This is a genomic window from Rhodocyclus tenuis (genome assembly GCF_014197755.1).
Lineage (GTDB): Bacteria > Pseudomonadota > Gammaproteobacteria > Burkholderiales > Rhodocyclaceae > Rhodocyclus > Rhodocyclus tenuis.
Map to the genome: position 1 here is coordinate 74306 of NZ_JACIGE010000008.1, position 17184 is coordinate 91489.

Annotated in this window: 16 protein-coding genes and 2 riboswitches; of the genes, 5 read left to right on the top strand and 11 right to left on the bottom strand. The window is 63.9% G+C overall.

Going from position 1 to position 17184, the window contains the following annotated elements; all coding sequences use genetic code 11:
* Window positions 1-32: 32 nt before the first annotated feature.
* The gene (locus GGD90_RS18055) at window positions 33-332 is read left to right on the top strand and encodes a SlyX family protein (protein ID WP_228273735.1); all 300 of its coding nucleotides are present in this window, start codon (window positions 33-35) and stop codon (window positions 330-332) included.
* Between the two features lie 21 nt (window positions 333-353).
* Here GGD90_RS18055 and GGD90_RS11450 read toward each other — a convergent pair whose 3' ends face one another.
* Window positions 354-2531, bottom strand: coding sequence for a peptidase U32 family protein (locus GGD90_RS11450; RefSeq protein ID WP_221227748.1), 2178 nt, complete (start codon window positions 2529-2531; stop codon window positions 354-356).
* A gap of 118 nt (window positions 2532-2649) precedes the next feature.
* Between GGD90_RS11450 and GGD90_RS11455 the strand changes: the two genes are divergently transcribed.
* Window positions 2650-2934, top strand: a complete 285-nt coding sequence (locus tag GGD90_RS11455) for a hypothetical protein (protein ID WP_153116933.1) — start codon at window positions 2650-2652, stop codon at window positions 2932-2934.
* A gap of 231 nt (window positions 2935-3165) precedes the next feature.
* On the opposite strand, the gene ettA is transcribed toward GGD90_RS11455, so the two are convergent.
* The 10 genes from ettA to gcvT all read right to left on the bottom strand — a co-directional run bounded on the left by ettA (window position 3166) and on the right by gcvT (window position 14837).
* Window positions 3166-4830: an energy-dependent translational throttle protein EttA gene (ettA, locus tag GGD90_RS11460; RefSeq protein WP_153116932.1), complete on the bottom strand. Its 1665-nt coding sequence runs from the start codon at window positions 4828-4830 to the stop codon at window positions 3166-3168.
* An 82-nt stretch (window positions 4831-4912) separates the two neighbouring features.
* Entirely contained in the window at window positions 4913-6403 is a 1491-nt protein-coding gene (locus tag GGD90_RS11465) for a sensor domain-containing diguanylate cyclase (protein ID WP_153116931.1), read from the bottom strand.
* Window positions 6404-6490: 87 nt separating this feature from the next.
* Complete coding sequence (locus GGD90_RS11470; protein WP_153116930.1) at window positions 6491-6760, bottom strand: biotin/lipoyl-containing protein; 270 nt, start codon at window positions 6758-6760, stop codon at window positions 6491-6493.
* A gap of 38 nt (window positions 6761-6798) precedes the next feature.
* A complete protein-coding gene (locus GGD90_RS11475; protein WP_153116929.1) occupies window positions 6799-7578 on the bottom strand; it encodes a ferredoxin--NADP reductase in 780 nt (259 codons plus the stop codon).
* Between the two features lie 46 nt (window positions 7579-7624).
* Entirely contained in the window at window positions 7625-8131 is a 507-nt protein-coding gene (locus tag GGD90_RS11480) for a glutathione peroxidase (protein WP_153116928.1), read from the bottom strand.
* A 161-nt stretch (window positions 8132-8292) separates the two neighbouring features.
* Window positions 8293-8940 carry a CCXG family PEP-CTERM protein gene (locus GGD90_RS11485; RefSeq protein WP_153116927.1) on the bottom strand — a complete coding sequence of 216 codons (648 nt, stop codon included), beginning with the start codon at window positions 8938-8940 and terminating at the stop codon, window positions 8293-8295.
* Window positions 8941-9034: 94 nt separating this feature from the next.
* Window positions 9035-10198 carry a Na+/H+ antiporter NhaA gene (nhaA, locus tag GGD90_RS11490; RefSeq protein WP_153116926.1) on the bottom strand — a complete coding sequence of 388 codons (1164 nt, stop codon included), beginning with the start codon at window positions 10196-10198 and terminating at the stop codon, window positions 9035-9037.
* A gap of 103 nt (window positions 10199-10301) precedes the next feature.
* On the bottom strand, window positions 10302-13229 hold the full coding sequence (gene gcvP / locus GGD90_RS11495; protein ID WP_153116925.1) for an aminomethyl-transferring glycine dehydrogenase: 2928 nt from the start codon (window positions 13227-13229) through the stop codon (window positions 10302-10304).
* A gap of 47 nt (window positions 13230-13276) precedes the next feature.
* Entirely contained in the window at window positions 13277-13663 is a 387-nt protein-coding gene (gcvH, locus tag GGD90_RS11500) for a glycine cleavage system protein GcvH (RefSeq protein WP_153116924.1), read from the bottom strand.
* 97 nt (window positions 13664-13760) lie between these two features.
* Window positions 13761-14837, bottom strand: a complete 1077-nt coding sequence (gene gcvT / locus GGD90_RS11505) for a glycine cleavage system aminomethyltransferase GcvT (protein ID WP_153116923.1) — start codon at window positions 14835-14837, stop codon at window positions 13761-13763.
* Between the two features lie 74 nt (window positions 14838-14911).
* Window positions 14912-15067, bottom strand: a riboswitch (glycine riboswitch).
* Window positions 15068-15070: 3 nt separating this feature from the next.
* A riboswitch (glycine riboswitch) is annotated at window positions 15071-15157 on the bottom strand.
* A gap of 222 nt (window positions 15158-15379) precedes the next feature.
* On the opposite strand from gcvT, the gene GGD90_RS11510 reads away from it, so the two are divergent.
* The 3 genes from GGD90_RS11510 (at window position 15380) to GGD90_RS11520 (ending at window position 17177) form a co-directional block, all read left to right on the top strand.
* Window positions 15380-15577: a (2Fe-2S)-binding protein gene (locus GGD90_RS11510; protein WP_153116922.1), complete on the top strand. Its 198-nt coding sequence runs from the start codon at window positions 15380-15382 to the stop codon at window positions 15575-15577.
* 66 nt (window positions 15578-15643) lie between these two features.
* A complete protein-coding gene (gene bfr / locus GGD90_RS11515) occupies window positions 15644-16108 on the top strand; it encodes a bacterioferritin (protein ID WP_153116921.1) in 465 nt (154 codons plus the stop codon).
* 238 nt (window positions 16109-16346) lie between these two features.
* Window positions 16347-17177, top strand: coding sequence for a 3',5'-nucleoside bisphosphate phosphatase (locus GGD90_RS11520; RefSeq protein ID WP_153116920.1), 831 nt, complete (start codon window positions 16347-16349; stop codon window positions 17175-17177).
* Window positions 17178-17184: the final 7 nt, after the last annotated feature.

Consider the following 17184-nt stretch of genomic DNA (forward strand, 5'->3'; position numbering starts at 1 on the left):
GTTCGGCGCGCAAGCATGGGAGGAGAAATTTCGTGAAAGATACGCAGGAAAACGTCGTTCCGGCGCAGGCAGCGGTGGCCGATCATTCGCCGGCAGCGGGTAGCGACGGGCTGGAGGCGGTGAGCGAACGCATCGCCGATCTGGAAATCCGCCTCGCCGCCACCGAGGATCTGGTGGAAACGCTCAACCTCGAACTCTTCCGCCAGCAGCAGCAACTCGATCTGCTGCAGGGACAACTGCGCCACCTGCACCGGCAGATGAGCAATACCGCCGAAGCGAACGCCGCCGGCGCGCCGCGCAACGCGCGCGACGAGATTCCGCCGCACTACTGACGCGGGTGCCGCAAAACGCGTTCAGCGCGGGCGGCGACGTTTGCGCTCGGGCGTTTGTTCGCTGCTCGGCTCGTCGCTGCGTTCGCTTGCGGCCGTGCCGCCGTTGCGCTCGCGAACAAGTTGCATTTCGCAGTTCTTGCAGTCGAAGCGTAGCGTGAAGCGTTGCTTGCCGCGTGAAATGATCAGCGGCGTCGGTTTGCGGCCGAGCGTTGGCAGCGGTTTTGTGCGTTCGGAAATCGCTGCTTCGTTCGTTGCCCCCGCTTTCGCGATCGCCTTGCCGATTCCCGCTGTTTCCCTGCCTTGACCGGCACCCGCCGGCAGCCGCGGACAGCCGCCGAAGCTGAAACGCAAGCAGTGACGCATGCTCATCAGCGTTACCTCGCCCTTGCCGCCGCCGCGTTCGTAGGCGTCTTCGATCGTGCTCACGCCGTGACGCTGCCAGAAAGCGCGCGCAGCGGTATTGGCGACGTTGGCGCGAAAGTCCAGCGTCGCCTGCGGCCACTGTGGCGGCGGCGAGCTTTCCGGGCGCCGGGCGGCGGCGAGGCGTCGCGCCTTGGCGGCGCTTTCGCGCGCCGCATCGAGTTCGGCGATCGCCTGCCGGCGAAGCGCATTCAATGCCGATGCCGGGATGAAGCGTGGTGCCGGCAGCTCGATATCGATGCGTTCCGCCGTGTAGATCGTCTCGCCGAGGCGCGACAGCGCACTGCGGATCGCCGCGTCGGCGCGCTCGCTGTCGCTGGCTTCCTGCCAGGGGTGCGCGAGAAACACGCTGACGCCGATTCCTTCATCGTCGGTGAGTTGCAGCTTGAAGCCTTCGTTTACCGTGGCTGGATCAGCACATGCGCCGGGAGCAGGCTGTCCTGCAGTCCCGATCGCTTCGCTGAAGCGGATCTGCAGCGGAATACGGCGTTCGGCCGAGGATTTCTGCAGCGCGCGCTCGAAGTCCTGGTCGCGATTGCGCTGCAGGACCTGGCCGGGACGCAGTTCCGTCAGTGCCTCGCCATCGCCCGGCGCCGGCCAGATGCGCCAGTTGCCGTTTTGTCCGCTGGCGCCGGCACTGCGTTCGGTGCGGTTGACGCGCAGTCCGCCAAGGCTGCCGTCGCTGTGAAAAAACGAGAGACCGTCACCGTTGGCGAGCGGCACCGTGACGCTCACGTCGACGCTGTCGCGATTGACGCGTACGACCTGACCGATCGTTTCGCCGGCAAAGCCCGGTGTGGCGAAAGCCGCGATGCCGGTCTGGCGACCGTTGAGGAAATAATCGGTACGGCCGCGGTTGAAGGTCTTTTCCGGCTGCGGCGTAAACGCGGCGACGCTGCGCCCGGACGAGGCGCGGCGAAACGCCAACGAGTCTTGCGCTGCTTTGCCGGCCGTCCCAACACCCATCTCGTCGAGCAGCGCATCGATCTGCAGGCGGTAGTGCGCGGTGACGTTCTTGACGTAGGCGAGGTCTTTCAGCCGCCCCTCGATCTTGAACGAACGGATGCCGGCGTCGATCAGCGCGCGCAGGTTGGCGCTTTGGTCGTTGTCCTTGAGCGAGAGAAGATGCGTGTCTTTTGCCAGCACGCGGCCGTCGGCATCGGCGAGCGTCCACGGCAGGCGGCAAGGCTGCGCGCATTCGCCGCGGTTGGCGCTGCGGCCGCTCAGCGCATGGCTGAGATGGCACTGGCCGCTGAAGGAAACGCACAGCGCGCCGTGCACGAAAAATTCGAGCGTCACCTCGGTGACGTCGGCGATGGCGCGGATTTCGGCCAGCGTCAGTTCGCGCGCCAGCACCAGCTGCGAAAAACCGGCGTCCTGCAGGAAACGCGCCTTTTCCGGTGTGCGGATGTCGGTCTGCGTGCTGGCGTGCAGGGCGATCGGCGGCAGATCGAGTTCGAGCAGGCCCATGTCCTGGACGATCAGGGCATCGGCGCCAGCGTCGAAAATCTGCCAGGCGAGCTTGCGCGCCGTCTCCAGTTCGTCGTCGTAAAGGATGGTGTTGAGCGCGACCAGCGTGCGTGCGTTGAAACGGCGGGCAAAGCCCGCCAGACGTTCGATGTCGGCCAGCGAGGCGGCGGCGCCAGCACGTGCGCCGAAGGCCGGTGCGCCGATATAGACGGCGTCGGCGCCGTGGCGGATGGCTTCGATACCGAAGTCGGCATCGCGCGCCGGCGCCAGCAGTTCCAGCTTTTGCGGTTCGTTCGACATGGGCGGCATTGTAAGGCTTGCGCCAGCGGCCTCAGAAAATCCGTATGAATGTCTTGTCAACCAGCTTGCGTGCTCCGCGTTATTCGCCTCAAGGGTGAGCAATCACCGGATGCAAACGGAGAAAAAAATGGGCAGTCTGAGCAACGAATCCTTCAGCGAATTCCTTGATTCCCTCAAACAGGCGGGTGTTGCCATCAGCAACGAGCGCGAATTGCGCGAACGCCTTGCCGAAGTGCAGCGCTGGCGTTTCGCCTTCGCCACGCTGGCGGCCAACGGTGGCCCGCTCGGCATCCGCTTTGAAGATCGCAGCGCTGGCACCAACCTCGACAAAATCCGCAAGACCTTCAACAAGTTCCAGTTTCCGGAAACCCTTGAAGCGCGCTTCGCCGCCAATCTCAAGGCGGCCGTCTGAACACGGTTTTGCCGGTGTGGTGTCACCGGCCAGAGTGCTTCTCCGTTCCCAAGCGGTAGATCGGGGGCGGAGAACTGGAAAGGGTCCGTTTTACGGACCCTTTCGCTTTTGCCGCGCGGTTTCTTGTGCCGCCAAACGCCGCAAAAGCACCACGAATCCGCCGCGAAAGCACCGCACGCTCCTCGGTGAATTCCGACGCCGCAGTCACGCGGCGCCATTACCCGGCTTCCCCTAGCGCGTGATCGGCTTGTAGCGGATGCGCTTCGGTTTGGCGCCTTCTTCGCCGAGACGACGCTTCTTGTCGTCTTCGTATTCCTGATAGTTGCCGTTGAAGAAGCTCCACTGCGAGTCGCCCTCGGCAGCCAGGATGTGCGTGCAGATGCGGTCGAGGAACCAGCGATCGTGCGAGATGACCAGCGCGCAGCCGGCGAATTCGAGCAGCGCTTCTTCGAGCGCGCGCAGCGTTTCCACGTCAAGGTCGTTCGACGGTTCGTCGAGCAGCAGCAGGTTGCCGCCGGTCATCAGCGTCTTCGCTAGATGCAGCCGGCCGCGCTCACCACCGGAGAGGTTGCCGACGATCTTCTGCTGGTCGCCGCCCTTGAAGTTGAAGCGGCCGATGTAGGCGCGGCTGGGCATCTCGAAACGGCCGATCTGCAGGATGTCGCGGCCGTCGGCGAGTTCCTCGAACACCGTCTTGTTCGCGCTCAGGTTGTCGCGGCTCTGGTCGACGTAGGCCATATGGACCGTCGGGCCGACGACGACTTCGCCTGAGTCGGGTTTTTCCTGGCCGGTGATCATGCGGAACAGCGTCGATTTGCCGGCGCCGTTCGGGCCGATGATGCCGACGATGGCGCCTGCCGGCAGGCTGAAGTTCAGCTTGTCGATGAGCAGGCGGTCGCCGAAAGCCTTGCTCACGTCGCTAAACTCGATCACCTTGTCGCCGAGGCGCTCGGCCACCGGGATGAACAGTTCCTGCGTTTCGTTGCGTGCCTGATATTCCTGGCTCGACAGTTCGTTGAAGCGCGCCAGACGCGCCTTGCTCTTCGCCTGCCGCGCCTTCGGATTCTGTCGCACCCATTCGAGTTCATGCTTCATGCTCTTGATGCGTGCCGCTTCCTGCTTCGACTCGGTCTCCAGGCGCGCTTCCTTCTGCTCCAGCCAGGACGAGTAATTGCCCTTCCACGGGATGCCGTGGCCGCGGTCGAGTTCGAGAATCCACTCGGCGGCGTTGTCGAGGAAGTAGCGGTCGTGGGTGACGGCGACGACGGTGCCGGGGAAGCGCACGAGGAACTGTTCGAGCCACTCGACCGATTCGGCGTCGAGGTGGTTGGTCGGTTCGTCAAGCAGCAGCATGTCAGGCTTCGAGAGCAGCAGCTTGCATAGCGCGACACGGCGCTTTTCGCCGCCGGAAAGGTTGCGGATAGAGGCGTCCCAGGGCGGCAGACGCAGTGCGTCGGCGGCTATTTCCATCTGGTGTTCAAGATCGCTGCCCGACGCGGCGATGATTGCCTCAAGCCGCGCCTGTTCTTCGGCGAGCTTGTCGAAATCGGCGTCTGGTTCGGCGTAGGCGGCGTAAACCTCTTCCAGCTTCTGCTGCGCCTGCATGATTTCGCCCATTCCCGATTCGACTTCCTGGCGTACGGTGTTTTCCGGATTGATCTCCGGTTCCTGCGCCAGATAGCCGATCTTCAGGCCGGGTTGCCACTGCACTTCGCCTTCAAAGTCCTTATCCACGCCGGCCATGATGCGCAGCACGGTCGATTTGCCCGAGCCGTTGAGGCCGAGCAGGCCGATCTTGGCGCCGGGGAAGAACGAGAGCGAGATGTCGGTGATGATCTTGCGCTTGGGTGGGACGGTCTTGCTCACGCGGAGCATCGACATTACGTATTGAGCCATTTGGGTGTGAATGCCTGGATGGAAGTAATTCGGGTCAGTGCAGAACTGCGGGAAGGCAGCTGCTGCGGCAAAGCGCGACAGTTTACTCCGTGTCAAGCGGCGGCGGTGATGGCGGAAGGCTGACGGCTTCGCTGCAAACGCGGTCGCGCCCTTCCTGCTTGGCGCGGTACAGCTGCGCGTCGGCGCGTTCGACCAGCGTTTCGACCGAGTCACCGGCCTGCCAAGCGACGACACCGGCGCTGATACGTACCGCTTCGCCCGCGCCAGCCGGCATTTCGGCGATGTGCTGACGCAGTGTTTCGGCGAGGGGCAGGGCCGCAGCCAGATCGGTGTTCTTCAGCACGACGAGAAATTCCTCGCCGCCCCAGCGGCAGGCGATGTCGGAAGCGCGCAGACAGCCGCGCAGCGTTTCGCCGAGCTGGCGCAGGACGCGGTCGCCGGCTGCGTGCCCCTGACTGTCGTTGAGCGCCTTGAAGTGGTCGATGTCGATGAGAATCGCCGTCATGGGCGAGCGCTGCCGGGCTGCGTCGCGCATCGCCTGGCTGAGCAGCAGCTTGAGCGCGTGCCGGTTGGCGAGACCGGTCAGGCTGTCGGTCGCCGCCATCTGCTCGAGTGCGCGGTGGTAGCGGTTGATGGTGAGATAGACGAGCAGCAGCACGAGCAGGGTAACGCCGGCACATACCGCCAGATTCATGTACAGCGCCCGCTGCAGCCCGGAAACAGCCGATCTTTCGTCCTTGACCACAAACAGCCGCCACTTGAGCTCCGGGATGTAGCGCACATTGAGGAAGTGGCGTCCCTGCTCGCTGTCGTATTCAAAGCTGCCGCCAGTGCTCTGAAGAACGGCGTCAGCCTGTTCGCGCAGGCCGGGAATGTCGCGGATGTTGCCGCGACGCTCGCCGCCCTCATCGTGCCGGCCGGCGAGCACGATGTCGCCGCTGCCATTGACGAAGTAGATGGTGCGGCCGTAGCGCTTCTGGTAGTCCTGAATGATGCCGACGACGGCGTCGACGGTCAGCCCGACGCCGGTGGCGCCGATGAAGCGGTTGCGATAGTCGAGCACGCGGTAGTTGATGAAGATGGTCAGCGTGTCACGATTGGCGAGATCGGGGTCGACGTTGATCTCGTATGGCTCTTTCATGTCGCGTACGCGGAAATACCAGGCGTCGCGCGGCTCGTCGGCAAGGATCTGTTTTAGCACGCCGTCGGCGTGGTAGTAGGTCTTGCTCGCGTCCGAAACGAAAAATGCGGTGAAGGCGCCGTAGTGCGACATCACTTCCTTGAGATAGCGCGTCATCTGGCCAACGTCACGCTCGCCGCTGATCACCCAGTCGCGCAGGAAGGTGTCGCGCGACATCATCGACGAGATGAGCACCGGGCGAACGAGATCCTTCTGGATTTCGGAGTAGACGTTGTCCGAAGTGAGCGGCAGTTCGGTAGCGATGATTGACGCGCGTATTGAGTCGCGCGAGGCGAAATAGCTGATCAGCGTTGTTGCCAGAAAACCGGCGCAAAGGAGCAGACATACCAGTGCGATCAGTTTGCTGCGGTCGGCGACGCGGGGAGAGTTCATTGCCTGCATTTTGCGATTGATCGAAATAATTCTGACGCAGCAGACCATGCCCGCCAAGCCGCGAGCCGCTGTCAGTCAGGGGGTTTTTCAGGCCGCTTCCAGTCGCAACAGGCGCTGACCGGTGAAAATCGTGTCACCGGCTGCGACGCAAAGCGAGTGTACGCGCCCCGCACAAGGCGCCGGGATATCCAGTGCGACCTTGCCGGTTTCGACGACAAGCAGTGTGTCGTCGCGTTCGACCCGGTCGCCGGGCAGCACGCGGATGTCGTCGATGCGCAGATCGCCGCTGGCGCAGGCGCCGCAGCTTTCCCAGCACTCGGGCGTCACCGGCAGAAGAACGTCAATGATGCGTGTCATGGCTGCGGCAAGGCTACAGGACGCCCGCGTGTCGCGCACTATTTCTCGACGAAAGCGTGCTCGATGACGTAATCGCCGGGATCGCCGATGAAGCGCGAGACGTGGAAACCGCGCGCGTCGAGCAGCGCCCGGCAATCCTTGAGCATCGCCGAACTGCCGCAAAGCATGACCCGGTCGAGTTCCGGGTCGAGCTCAGGCAGGCCGAGATCAGCAAACAGTCGGCCGGTTTCGATCAGCGTCGTGATGCGGCCGTGGTTGACGTAGCCCTCGCGTGTCACCGTCGGGTAGTAGCGGAGCTGCTTGCCGACGGCCTCACCGAAGTATTCGTTGTGCGGAAGTTCGTCGCGAATGAAATCGGCGTAAGCCAGATCCGTAATATGGCGGACGCCGTGTACGAGGATCACCTGCCGGAAGCGCTCGTAGATCAACGGGTCCTGGATCAGGCTGATGAAGGGCGCCAGCCCGGTGCCGGTCGACAGCAGGTAGACACGCTTGCCGGGTTTGAGGTCGTGCAGCGTCAGCGTGCCGGTCGGTTTCTGCCCGACCAGCACCTCGTCGCCGGGCTTGAGGTGTTGCAGACGCGCGGTGAGCGGGCCGTTGTCGACCTTGATGCTGAAGAACTCCAGATAGTCCGCGTAGTTCGGGCTGGCCATGCTGTAGGCGCGCAGCAGAGGCCGGCCATCGTCGCGCGGCAGACCGAGCATGACGAACTGTCCGTTCTCGAAGCGCAGAGCGGCCTTGCGCGTGGTGCGGAAGCTGAAGAGACGTTCGTTCCAGTGCCTGACGGAGAGAACGTTTTCGACAGTGACCGTGCTCATTGTGCGGGGACGGCCAAGCGGCGGAGCGCTGCCCAGTGGCTTGCGCTCACAGCAGCTTCTCGATGTCGTCAGCGAGTGCAGCGGGCGCCGTCGCTGGCGCGTAGCGCTCGATTACCTCGCCATCGCGGTCGACGAGGAACTTGGTGAAGTTCCACTTGATCGCCTCGCTGCCGAGCAGGCCGCGCGCCTGCTGCTTGAGGTGGCAGTAGAGCGGGTGCGCGTCGTCACCATTGACGTCGATCTTGGCGAACATCGGGAAGCTGACGCCGTAGTTCTTCTGACAGAAGCTGCCAATCTCGGCCTCGCTGCCCGGCTCCTGCGCGCCGAACTGGTTGCAGGGAAAGCCGAGAACGACCAGACCGCGCTCGCGGTAGCGCTGAAAGAGGTCCTCCAGACCTTTGTATTGCGGTGTGAAACCGCAGTGGCTCGCGGTGTTGACGATCAGCAGCACCTTGCCGGCGTAGTCGGCAAGCGATTGCGGACTGCCGTCGATGCGGTCGGCGGAAAAACCATAAATTTCTGCTGATGGGACGCGGGTCGGACTGGCGGGCATTGGGTGCTCCGTTTTGCTGGGTAGTCGGGCGGGCTGGGTGCGCTCAGCTTGGGTTTCTGATGCTTGCAGCAGAAAAACGTTCGCTTGTGCCCGTCACTCTTCGGGCGCACAAATAGCAACGGGGGCATCAGCCCCCGTGTATCGCTTCAATCAGCAGTATCTCAGGCGGCAGCCTGGACTTTTTGTCGGCGACGTCCAAGTGCGACCATCATCCCGACGCCGGTAAGTGTCAGCGCAAGGCTTGCGGGCTCGGGCACGCTTGCATTCAAGCCATCTCTGGAGCTAAACGAAGTAAACGAGGTGCTTCCGGGAGCTTTGAATTGCGCTTGCTGGGGACCGGAACAGCACATTTCAAGGCCATAAATTTGCAGGACATGGTTGCCGGCACCGAGATTCAGCGAGATGTCAAAATACTGGCTCGGGCTTGTATAGCTACTGCCCCACCACATGTCCTTGCTCTTGAAATCCTGCGCAATACCATCGACAAAAATCGCGCCACCATTACCGAAATCAACGCCAGCCCGGATTTCCCAGATTCCCGCATTGGCCGCAGTTACACCGAAATTTACGGTCGACTTGAAGGCAAAATTGCTGCCTGTACCGAGAATGCTCTGCGGGCTGATGCTGTCATAGCTCGCGACGACCACCGACTGCTTGCTGGTGCTTTCAACAACGCTCTGATAGGCAGCCGCAGAGAGTTGTGAACCGGCAGTTGAATAGCCGGTTTCGATAGTGATGAGGCTGGCTTGAGCAATGAGCGGACTGCAAAAGCATGCGGCGAGTGCGAGCTTGTTGATGATTTTGTTCATCTTCTTGACTGCCAAAAAATAGCGAAAAGTTGCTGGCTGGCGAGCATTGTACGTACTTTGCAGTAGTGCTTCTGCGCACAAAGTCACGTCTTGTTCAGCGTCTGCTGAGCGCCATCTTCAGCCACAGGAAACCGAGCACGCCGGCGCTGATCGACGCCAGCAGGATGGCGATCTTCGCAGCGTTGACGAACTGCTCGTTGTCGGCGAAGGCGAGATTAGTGATGAAGATCGACATGGTGAAACCGATGCCGCCGAGCAGTCCGGCACCGAACACGTGTCGCCAGCCGAGATCCTGCGGCAGCCGGCAGAACCCGATGCTGACGGCAATGAAGCAGAGGAGTGTGATGCCCAGCGGCTTGCCGAGCAGCAGGCCAAGAATGATGCCCAGGCTGTTGCTGCTCAGCAGATCATCCTGCCAGCCGGTATTGATCACGACGGCGGTATTGGCCAGCGCAAAGAGCGGCAGGATGATGAACGCCGCCGGCTTGTGCAGCAGGTGTTCGAGGCGGTGTGAAGGTGATGTCTGATCTTCGGCGCGCGAAGAAAAGGGAATGGCAAACGCCAGCAGGACACCGGCGATGGTGGCATGGACGCCTGATTTCAGCATCAGGAACCACATCAGGGCGCCGCCAAGCAGGTAAGGCAGCAAGGACATCACCCGGAAGCGGCGGTTGAGCAGGACAAGCGTCGCGAAGACGGCGAAAGCGCCGAACAGATAGGCAAGCGAAACTTCCGCAGTGTAGAAAACCGCGATGACGATGATCGCGCCGAGGTCGTCCATCACCGCCAGTGCGGTCAGGAAGATCTTGAGCGAAGCCGGGACGCGCTTGCCGAGCAAGGCCAGCACGCCAAGCGCAAAGGCGATGTCGGTTGCCATCGGAATGCCGGCGCCGGCTTGTGCCGGTGTGCCGGCGTTGAGGCTGAAATGGATCAGTGCAGGCAGTGCAATGCCACCCAGCGCAGCGACGATCGGCAGCACCGCGTTGCTCAAGCTGGACAGTTCGCCGACGTAGAGCTCGCGTTCAAGCTCAAGGCCGATGAGCAGGAAAAACACCGCCATCAGGCCGTCGTTGATCCAGTGCTCGACACTGAGACCGAGGAACCTGGCCTGCCAGAGCTGTTGATATGCCGGACCCAGTAGCGAGTTGGCGATGATGAGCGATAGCAGCGTGCACAGAATGAGCAGCACACCACCGGCTTTCTCCGAATCGAAGAAGGCGATGAAAGTCCGGGTGAGTACTGTCGGTCTGTCGAGCATCGCTGGATTCTACCAATCCAGCGACAATCCGCTTTCGAAAGCGCGCAGGACTTGCGCGCCTTGCCCCGCCGCCGCGGATTTGCCCGCGGCGGCGGCGGGCTCGTCAGCTAGCGCTGTCTTCGGGCGGCGGACAGGAACAGAACAGGTTGCGGTCGCCGTAAACGTCGTCGATACGGTTCACACTCGGCCAGAACTTGTTCGCCGCCACCCAGGCGAGGGGGAAGACGGCTTCGGCGCGGCTGTACGGCCGCTCCCAGAGCTCGTCGGCGAGATCGGCCTGCGTGTGCGGCGCGCGCTTGAGCGGGTTGTTGTCCGCCGGCCAGCCGCCGGCCTCGACCTTGGCGATTTCCTGCCGGATCGAGATCATCGCTGCGATGAAGCGGTCGAGCTCTTCCTTTGGCTCCGATTCGGTCGGCTCGATCATCAGCGTACCGGCGACCGGGAAGCTGACCGTCGGCGCGTGGAAGCCGTAGTCCATCAGGCGCTTGGCGACGTCGGTTTCGCTGATGCCGGTAGCGGCCTTGAGCGGACGCAGGTCGAGGATGCACTCGTGCGCGACGCGCCCCTGACTGCCGGTGTACAGCACCGGGTAGTGCGCCGACAGCTGGCTGGCGATGTAGTTGGCGTTGAGGATCGCCGTCGCACTGGCACGCGCCAGACCGTCGCCGCCCATCATGGCGATGTACATCCACGAGATCGGCAGGATCGACGCCGAACCCCAGGGCGCCGCCGAGACGGCGCCCTGACCGGCGTTGCGGCCGGGAACCGGCTGTACGACGTGGCTGGAGAGGAAGGGCGCCAGATGCGCGCGCACGCCGATCGGTCCCATGCCCGGGCCGCCGCCACCGTGCGGGATGCAGAAGGTCTTGTGCAGGTTCATGTGGCTGACGTCGGCGCCGATGAAACCGGGCGAGGTGAGACCGACCTGCGCGTTGAGGTTGGCACCGTCCATGTACACCTGGCCGCCGTGCGCATGCACGATGGCGCAGATGTCGCACACGGCTTCTTCGAAAACGCCGTGCGTCGACGGGTAGGTGAGCATCAGGCACGACAGGCGCTCGGCATTGGCTGCCGCCTTGGCGCGCAGGTCGGCGACGTCGACGTTGCCGCTGTCGTCACAGTCGACCACCACGACCTGCATGCCGCACATCTGCGCGCTGGCAGGGTTGGTGCCGTGCGCCGATTTCGGGATCAGGCAGACGTCGCGCTGCGTGTCGCCGCGGCTGGCGTGGTAGCGCTGGATGGCAACGAGGCCGGCGTATTCGCCCTGCGCACCGGAGTTCGGCTGCATGCTCACCGCGTCGAAGCCGGTGATCTTCGCCAGCCAGTCCTCGAGCTGGCCGATCATTTCCAGATAGCCCTGCGCCTGGTCGAGCGGGGCGAAGGGGTGGATGTCGGTGAATTCGGGCCAGGTGATCGGGATCATCTCGCTGGTGGCGTTGAGCTTCATGGTGCACGAGCCGAGCGCGATCATCGAGTGGTCGAGCGCCAGATCGCGGTTCTGCAGGCGCTTGAGATAGCGCAGGATCTCGTGCTCGGAATGGTGCGCGTTGAACACCGGATGCGTGAGGATGGCATCGCGGCGCAGCAGTGTGGCCGGCAGCGACGGGTCGTTCTGGCGCAGCTTGTCGTCGAGCGCGGCGATGTCGGCGGCAACGCCGGTGATCAGCTTGATCAGCGTGGCGACGTCGTCGGGCGTCGTCTTTTCGTTGATGGCGATGCCGAGGACGCCGTTTTCGGCTTCGCGCAGGTTGTAGCCGGCAGCGGCGGCCGCCTGATGCACGCTCAGCGCGCGCGCGCCGAGTTCGACGCGGATGGTGTCGAAGAACTGCCGGTTGGGAACGGTAACGCCAGCCAGACGCAGGCCTTCGGCAAGGATCGCGGCCAGTCGGTGGATGCGCGTGGCGATCGCGCGCAAGCCTGCGGGGCCGTGATAGACGGCGTACATGCCGGCGATGTTGGCGAGCAGCACCTGCGAGGTGCAGATGTTGGAGTTGGCCTTCTCGCGGCGGATGTGCTGTTCGCGCGTCTGCAGCGCCATGCGCAGCGCGCGCTTGCCGCGGGCATCGACGGAAACGCCGATGATGCGGCCGGCGACGGCGCGCTTGTGTGCGTCGCGCGTGGCGAAGAATGCCGCGTGCGGGCCGCCGAAGCCGAGCGGCACGCCGAAGCGTTGCGCCGAGCCGAGGGCGATGTCGGCGCCCATTTCGCCGGGCGATTTCAGCAGTGTCAGCGCCATCAGGTCGCTGGCGACGGCGACGACGGCGCCGCGCGATTGCGCCGCGGCGATCGGGCCGCTGAGGTCGCTGATCTCGCCGGCGTCGTTCGGGTACTGGAACAGCGCGCCAAAGGTTTCCTGGAGCGCGGCTTCTTCGGGGGCGCCGAAAACGAGTTCATAACCGAAGTAAGCGGCGCGCGTCCTGATCACGTCGATGGTCTGCGGGAAGCAGGCGGCATCGACGAAAAACACGTTCGAACGTGACTTGCTGACGCGACGCGCCATCGTCATCGCCTCGGCGGCGGCGGTGGCTTCGTCGAGCAGCGAGGCGTTGGCGAGTTCGAGACCGGTGAGGTCGATCACCATCTGCTGGTAGTTGAGCAGCGCTTCCAGCCGGCCCTGTGCGACTTCCGCCTGATACGGCGTGTAAGCGGTGTACCAGCCCGGGTTTTCGAGCACGTTGCGCAGGATCACCTTGGGCAGGAGCGTGTCGGCGTAACCCATGCCGATCAGCGATTTGTTCATCCGGTTGCGGCCAGCGAGCGCTTTCAGCGCGGCCAGCGCCTCGTGCTCGGGCCGTGCCGCCGGCAGCGACTGCGCCAGTGGCTGCGGCAGGTGGATCGCCGCCGGCACGGTCTGCGCGATCAGCGTGTCGAGGCTGTCGGCGCCGATCGCCGCCAGCATCTCGGCGATGTCATTGCTCGCCGGAGCAATGTGACGCGCGACGAATTCGTCGCGCTGGAGCAGGGCGTCGAGCGAAATGGCAGGAGAGGCAGAAGAAGCGGCAGAAGAAGATGCGGCGCTGGCGGTCATGGCGGATTCCTGTGGCGAAAGATGGCCGGACTGGCTGTGCAACCCGCTCATTCGGCGTCGATGGCCTGCTGGTAGGCAGCAGCGTCGAGCAGGGCGTTGACGGCGGCGGCGTCGTTCGGCTGCAGCTTGAACAGCCAGGCGCTGAAAGCGTCCTGATTGACCGATTCCGGCGCATCGACGACGGCATCGTTGATGGCGGTGACGACACCGGAAAGCGGCGCGTAAACGTCGGCGGCGGCCTTCACCGATTCGACGACAGCGGCTTCTTCGCCCGCAGCGATCGCCTTGCCGACCGGCGGCAGTTCAACGAAAACGAGGTCGCCGAGCGCTTCCTGCGCGTGGTCGGTGATGCCGATGGTGACGCTGCCGTCGGCTTCGGCGCGAACCCATTCGTGGCTCTTGGTGTACTTGAGGTTGGCGGGCAGTGCGGACATGTTGGTTCTCCGGGGTCGGTAGGAATAAAGGGGGAAGGGGACGAGGTTCAGGGGAAATCGGAGTGCGTATTTTGCTTCAGTGCCGCGTCATGCGGACTCAGATCAACGGCTTGCCGTGGCGCACGAAGACAGGTTTGACGACGCGAGCCGCGAGGCGCTTGCCGCGGATGTCGACTTCGACGTGGTCGCCGACGGCGACGCCGAGCGGCAGGCGGGCGAGTGCGATCGAGCGTTGCAGCGTTGGCGAGAAGCTGCCGCTGGTGATTTCGCCTTCACCCTGATCGCAGTAAACATGCTGATGCGCGCGCAGCACGCCGCGGTCTTCGAGCAGCAGGCCGAGGAACTGCTTCTGCTGGCCGTGCGCGAGCAGCGCCGTCTTGCCGACGAAATCGCGCGGGCTGACGAGGTCGACCGTCCATGCGAGGCCGGCGTCGAGCGGCGAAACCGACTCGTCCATGTCCTGACCGTAGAGGTTCATGCCGGCTTCGAGGCGCAGCGTGTCGCGCGCGCCGAGACCGCAAGGGGCGACGCCGGCAGCAGCCAGCGCCTGCCAGACGGAGGCGGCGCGTGCGGCGGGCAGGGCGATCTCGAAGCCATCCTCGCCGGTATAGCCGGTGCGGGCAATGAACACGTCGCCGATGGCGGCGGCGAAGAAAGGCTTCAGCACGTCGGCAGCAGCGAGTTCGGGCAGCGCCGCCAGCGCCTTGGCGCGGGCGTTCGGTCCCTGCACGGCGATCATCGCCAGTTCGCGCCGTGCTTCGATGGCGACGGCGAGATTCCATTCGGCGCGACGCGCCTCGATCCACGCCAGATCCTTGTCGGCGGTGCCGGCGTTGATGACGATGCGGAAGTGCGTGTCGTCGAGGAAGTAGACGATCAGGTCGTCGACGACACCGCCGCTCTCGTCGAGCATGGCCGAGTAGAGGGCCTTACCCGGCACCTGCAGCTTGTCGGTGTTGTTGGCGATCAGCCGGCGCAGGAAGGCGCGGCAGTCGGCGCCGGCAAGGTCGACGGCGCACATGTGCGAGACGTCGAACATGCCGGCATCGCGGCGTACGCTGTGGTGTTCCTCGATCTGCGAGCCGTAGTGCAGCGGCATGTCCCAGCCGCCGAAGTCGACCATCTTGGCGCCGCTTGCCCGGTGCTCCGCGTTGAGGACAGTTTCTCTCGTCATGTCAGGTCCTTGGCGGGAATCCTTGAGGCGGATTCCGCAAACGAAAAAGGGGCGAACCCCATACGGATTCACCCCCCTGTCCTTGTACCTGAGAGATTGCCGCGCCGCCGGCATCGCCGACCCCGTCAGCGCCGGACCTGCCGGGCGTTGTTACGGTGATCGGTAACGCACTGCTGCAGTCGCGTTGCCCCATCGGTGGGCGTTCCTCACGGGAACGCCGCTCTCCAGAGTTCACTGCACGAACGGTCCATTTGCCTGAGCGTTTTCGGGTGGATTGCGCCTTCGGCGGCGGGTTGGCCGCACTCTCCCGTTCGCGGGGCGAACTATAGCGTGGCGGCATCCGGCCGGCAAGGCAAACGGATTGCCACGCAGGAAAGCGCAACAGTTGTGGGCAAGCGTCATTCGGGCTATGGCCGGATGCGTCGGCGCAGTGCTCGGCAACGTGGCCTGGCAAGGTGTTTTTCGCCGTCAATGAGAAGTGCTTGCATTAAGCGCTTTATTTGGGAATAATTCTCATCAATGATCGTCTGCGGAGGTGAGCCATGTACGTCTGCATCTGCAACGCCGTGACTACGCGCCACATCGCCGAGGCGCGTGCCCAGGGGGCCGACTCGCTGCGCGCCTTGCGCGAGCGTCTCGGCGTTGGCAACTGTTGCGGCAAGTGCTGTCTGGATGCGCACAATCTCCTGCGCCAGCAACAGGCGCAGCCACCTTGCGGGGCGGCTGCGTGTCCTTCATGATCGCGAAATAATCGGACGCGCGGCCATGTGCTACTCTGCTGTCTTCGCACAAGCAAGGAGACGGGCATGCATGGCGACAAGCAAGTCATCCAGTTCCTCAACAAGGCACTGGCCAACGAACTGACCGCGATCAACCAGTACTTCCTGCACGCCAGGATGTACGGCAACTGGGGCTTCAAGAAGCTCGAAGAGGTGACCCGGCACGAGTCGATCGACGAGATGAAGCACGCCGACGTGTTGATCGAGCGCATCCTCTTCCTCGAAGGCCTGCCCAACCTGCAGCATCTGAACAAGCTGCGCATCGGCGAGAACCCGCAGGAAATGCTGGAATGCGACCTCAAGCTCGAACACGATGCGATTCCGCTGCTGCGCGAGGCCATCGCCCACTGTGAGTCGGTGTCCGACTACGTCAGCCGCGAGCTGTTTGCGGACATTCTTGAAGCAGAGGAAGAGCACGTCGACTGGCTGGAGATGCAGCTCGGCCTGATTGAAAAGGTCGGCCTGCACAATTATCTGCAGTCGCAGATGTAAGCCTGCGCTGCGTGGCCCACGGTATAGGCCGGGGGCGCGGTGCCGGGCGCGAAGGTCTGTGCTTCCCCGGTTGACGCCCCTGACAGTCGCTTTTTCGGTTTTTCTTGGGGCAGCGTGCATTTGCGGGCGCCTTTGTCAGGGCTGCCCCTGTCGCTCCCTCGCCGCAGGCGTCACCGGGAAGGCTGCGCGGCTGTGCTATCATCCGCGCTTGTTTTTTCCGGCTTTCTGCTGATTTTTCGTGCTCAACTGCGATCTTCATTGTCACTCCACGGCGTCCGACGGGCTGCTTCCGGCCGCCGATGTGGCACGTCGGGCGGCGGCCAACGGCGTCGACATGCTGGCGCTGACGGACCACGACAACATCGCCGGCCTCGCTGCTGCGCGGGTCGCGGCAGTCGAGTGCGGCATGGCCTTCGTCAACGGCGTCGAGGTGTCGATCGAGTGGGAAGGCGGGCAGATCCATATCGTCGGACTGGCTTTCGACGCTGACGACGCCGCGCTCAATGCCGGACTCGCCGCTATCCGCTCCGGGCGTATCGAGCGCGCGCGGCGCATGGCGGCGGATCTCGAGCGGGTCGGCATCCGCGGCAGTTTCGAAGGTGCCATGCATTACGCCGAGGATCCGAACCTGATCAGCCGCGCGCATTTCGCGCGTTATCTGGTCGGCATCGGCGTCTGTCGCGACATGCGCAGCGTTTTCGACGCCTACCTCAAACCCGGTCTGCCCGGCTATGTCGAGCATCGCTGGGCGAGCCTGCCGGACTGTCTGGGCTGGATTCACGGCGCCGGCGGGATTGCCGTCGTTGCGCATCCGGGGCGCTACAAGCTGTCGCCGCGCGATCTGCGGCGCTTTCTCGGTGAATTCAAGGATCTCGGCGGCCGCGGCATCGAGGTGGCTTCCGGCAGCCACACCCCGGAGCACGTGGCGCTCTTCGATCGTCTGGCGCGCGAATACGATTTTCTTGCCTCGCGCGGTTCCGACTTCCATGGTCCCGGCGAAAGCTACGTCGATCTGGGCGCGCTGGCGCCGCTGCCCGCCGGGCTGAAACCGGTGTGGACCGCGTTCTGAGCGGTCT

Coding starts and splice junctions, on each gene's coding strand:
- GGD90_RS11450 (WP_221227748.1), bottom strand. CDS start 2,531: ATGCCGCCCATGTCGAACGAACCGCAAAAGCTGGAACTGCTGGCGCCG.
- GGD90_RS11455 (WP_153116933.1), top strand. CDS start 2,650: ATGGGCAGTCTGAGCAACGAATCCTTCAGCGAATTCCTTGATTCCCTC.
- ettA (WP_153116932.1), bottom strand. CDS start 4,830: ATGGCTCAATACGTAATGTCGATGCTCCGCGTGAGCAAGACCGTCCCA.
- GGD90_RS11465 (WP_153116931.1), bottom strand. CDS start 6,403: ATGAACTCTCCCCGCGTCGCCGACCGCAGCAAACTGATCGCACTGGTA.
- GGD90_RS11470 (WP_153116930.1), bottom strand. CDS start 6,760: ATGACACGCATCATTGACGTTCTTCTGCCGGTGACGCCCGAGTGCTGG.
- GGD90_RS11475 (WP_153116929.1), bottom strand. CDS start 7,578: ATGAGCACGGTCACTGTCGAAAACGTTCTCTCCGTCAGGCACTGGAAC.
- GGD90_RS11480 (WP_153116928.1), bottom strand. CDS start 8,131: ATGCCCGCCAGTCCGACCCGCGTCCCATCAGCAGAAATTTATGGTTTT.
- GGD90_RS11485 (WP_153116927.1), bottom strand. CDS start 8,940: ATGAACAAAATCATCAACAAGCTCGCACTCGCCGCATGCTTTTGCAGT.
- nhaA (WP_153116926.1), bottom strand. CDS start 10,198: ATGCTCGACAGACCGACAGTACTCACCCGGACTTTCATCGCCTTCTTC.
- gcvP (WP_153116925.1), bottom strand. CDS start 13,229: ATGACCGCCAGCGCCGCATCTTCTTCTGCCGCTTCTTCTGCCTCTCCT.
- gcvH (WP_153116924.1), bottom strand. CDS start 13,663: ATGTCCGCACTGCCCGCCAACCTCAAGTACACCAAGAGCCACGAATGG.
- gcvT (WP_153116923.1), bottom strand. CDS start 14,837: ATGACGAGAGAAACTGTCCTCAACGCGGAGCACCGGGCAAGCGGCGCC.
- GGD90_RS11510 (WP_153116922.1), top strand. CDS start 15,380: ATGTACGTCTGCATCTGCAACGCCGTGACTACGCGCCACATCGCCGAG.
- bfr (WP_153116921.1), top strand. CDS start 15,644: ATGCATGGCGACAAGCAAGTCATCCAGTTCCTCAACAAGGCACTGGCC.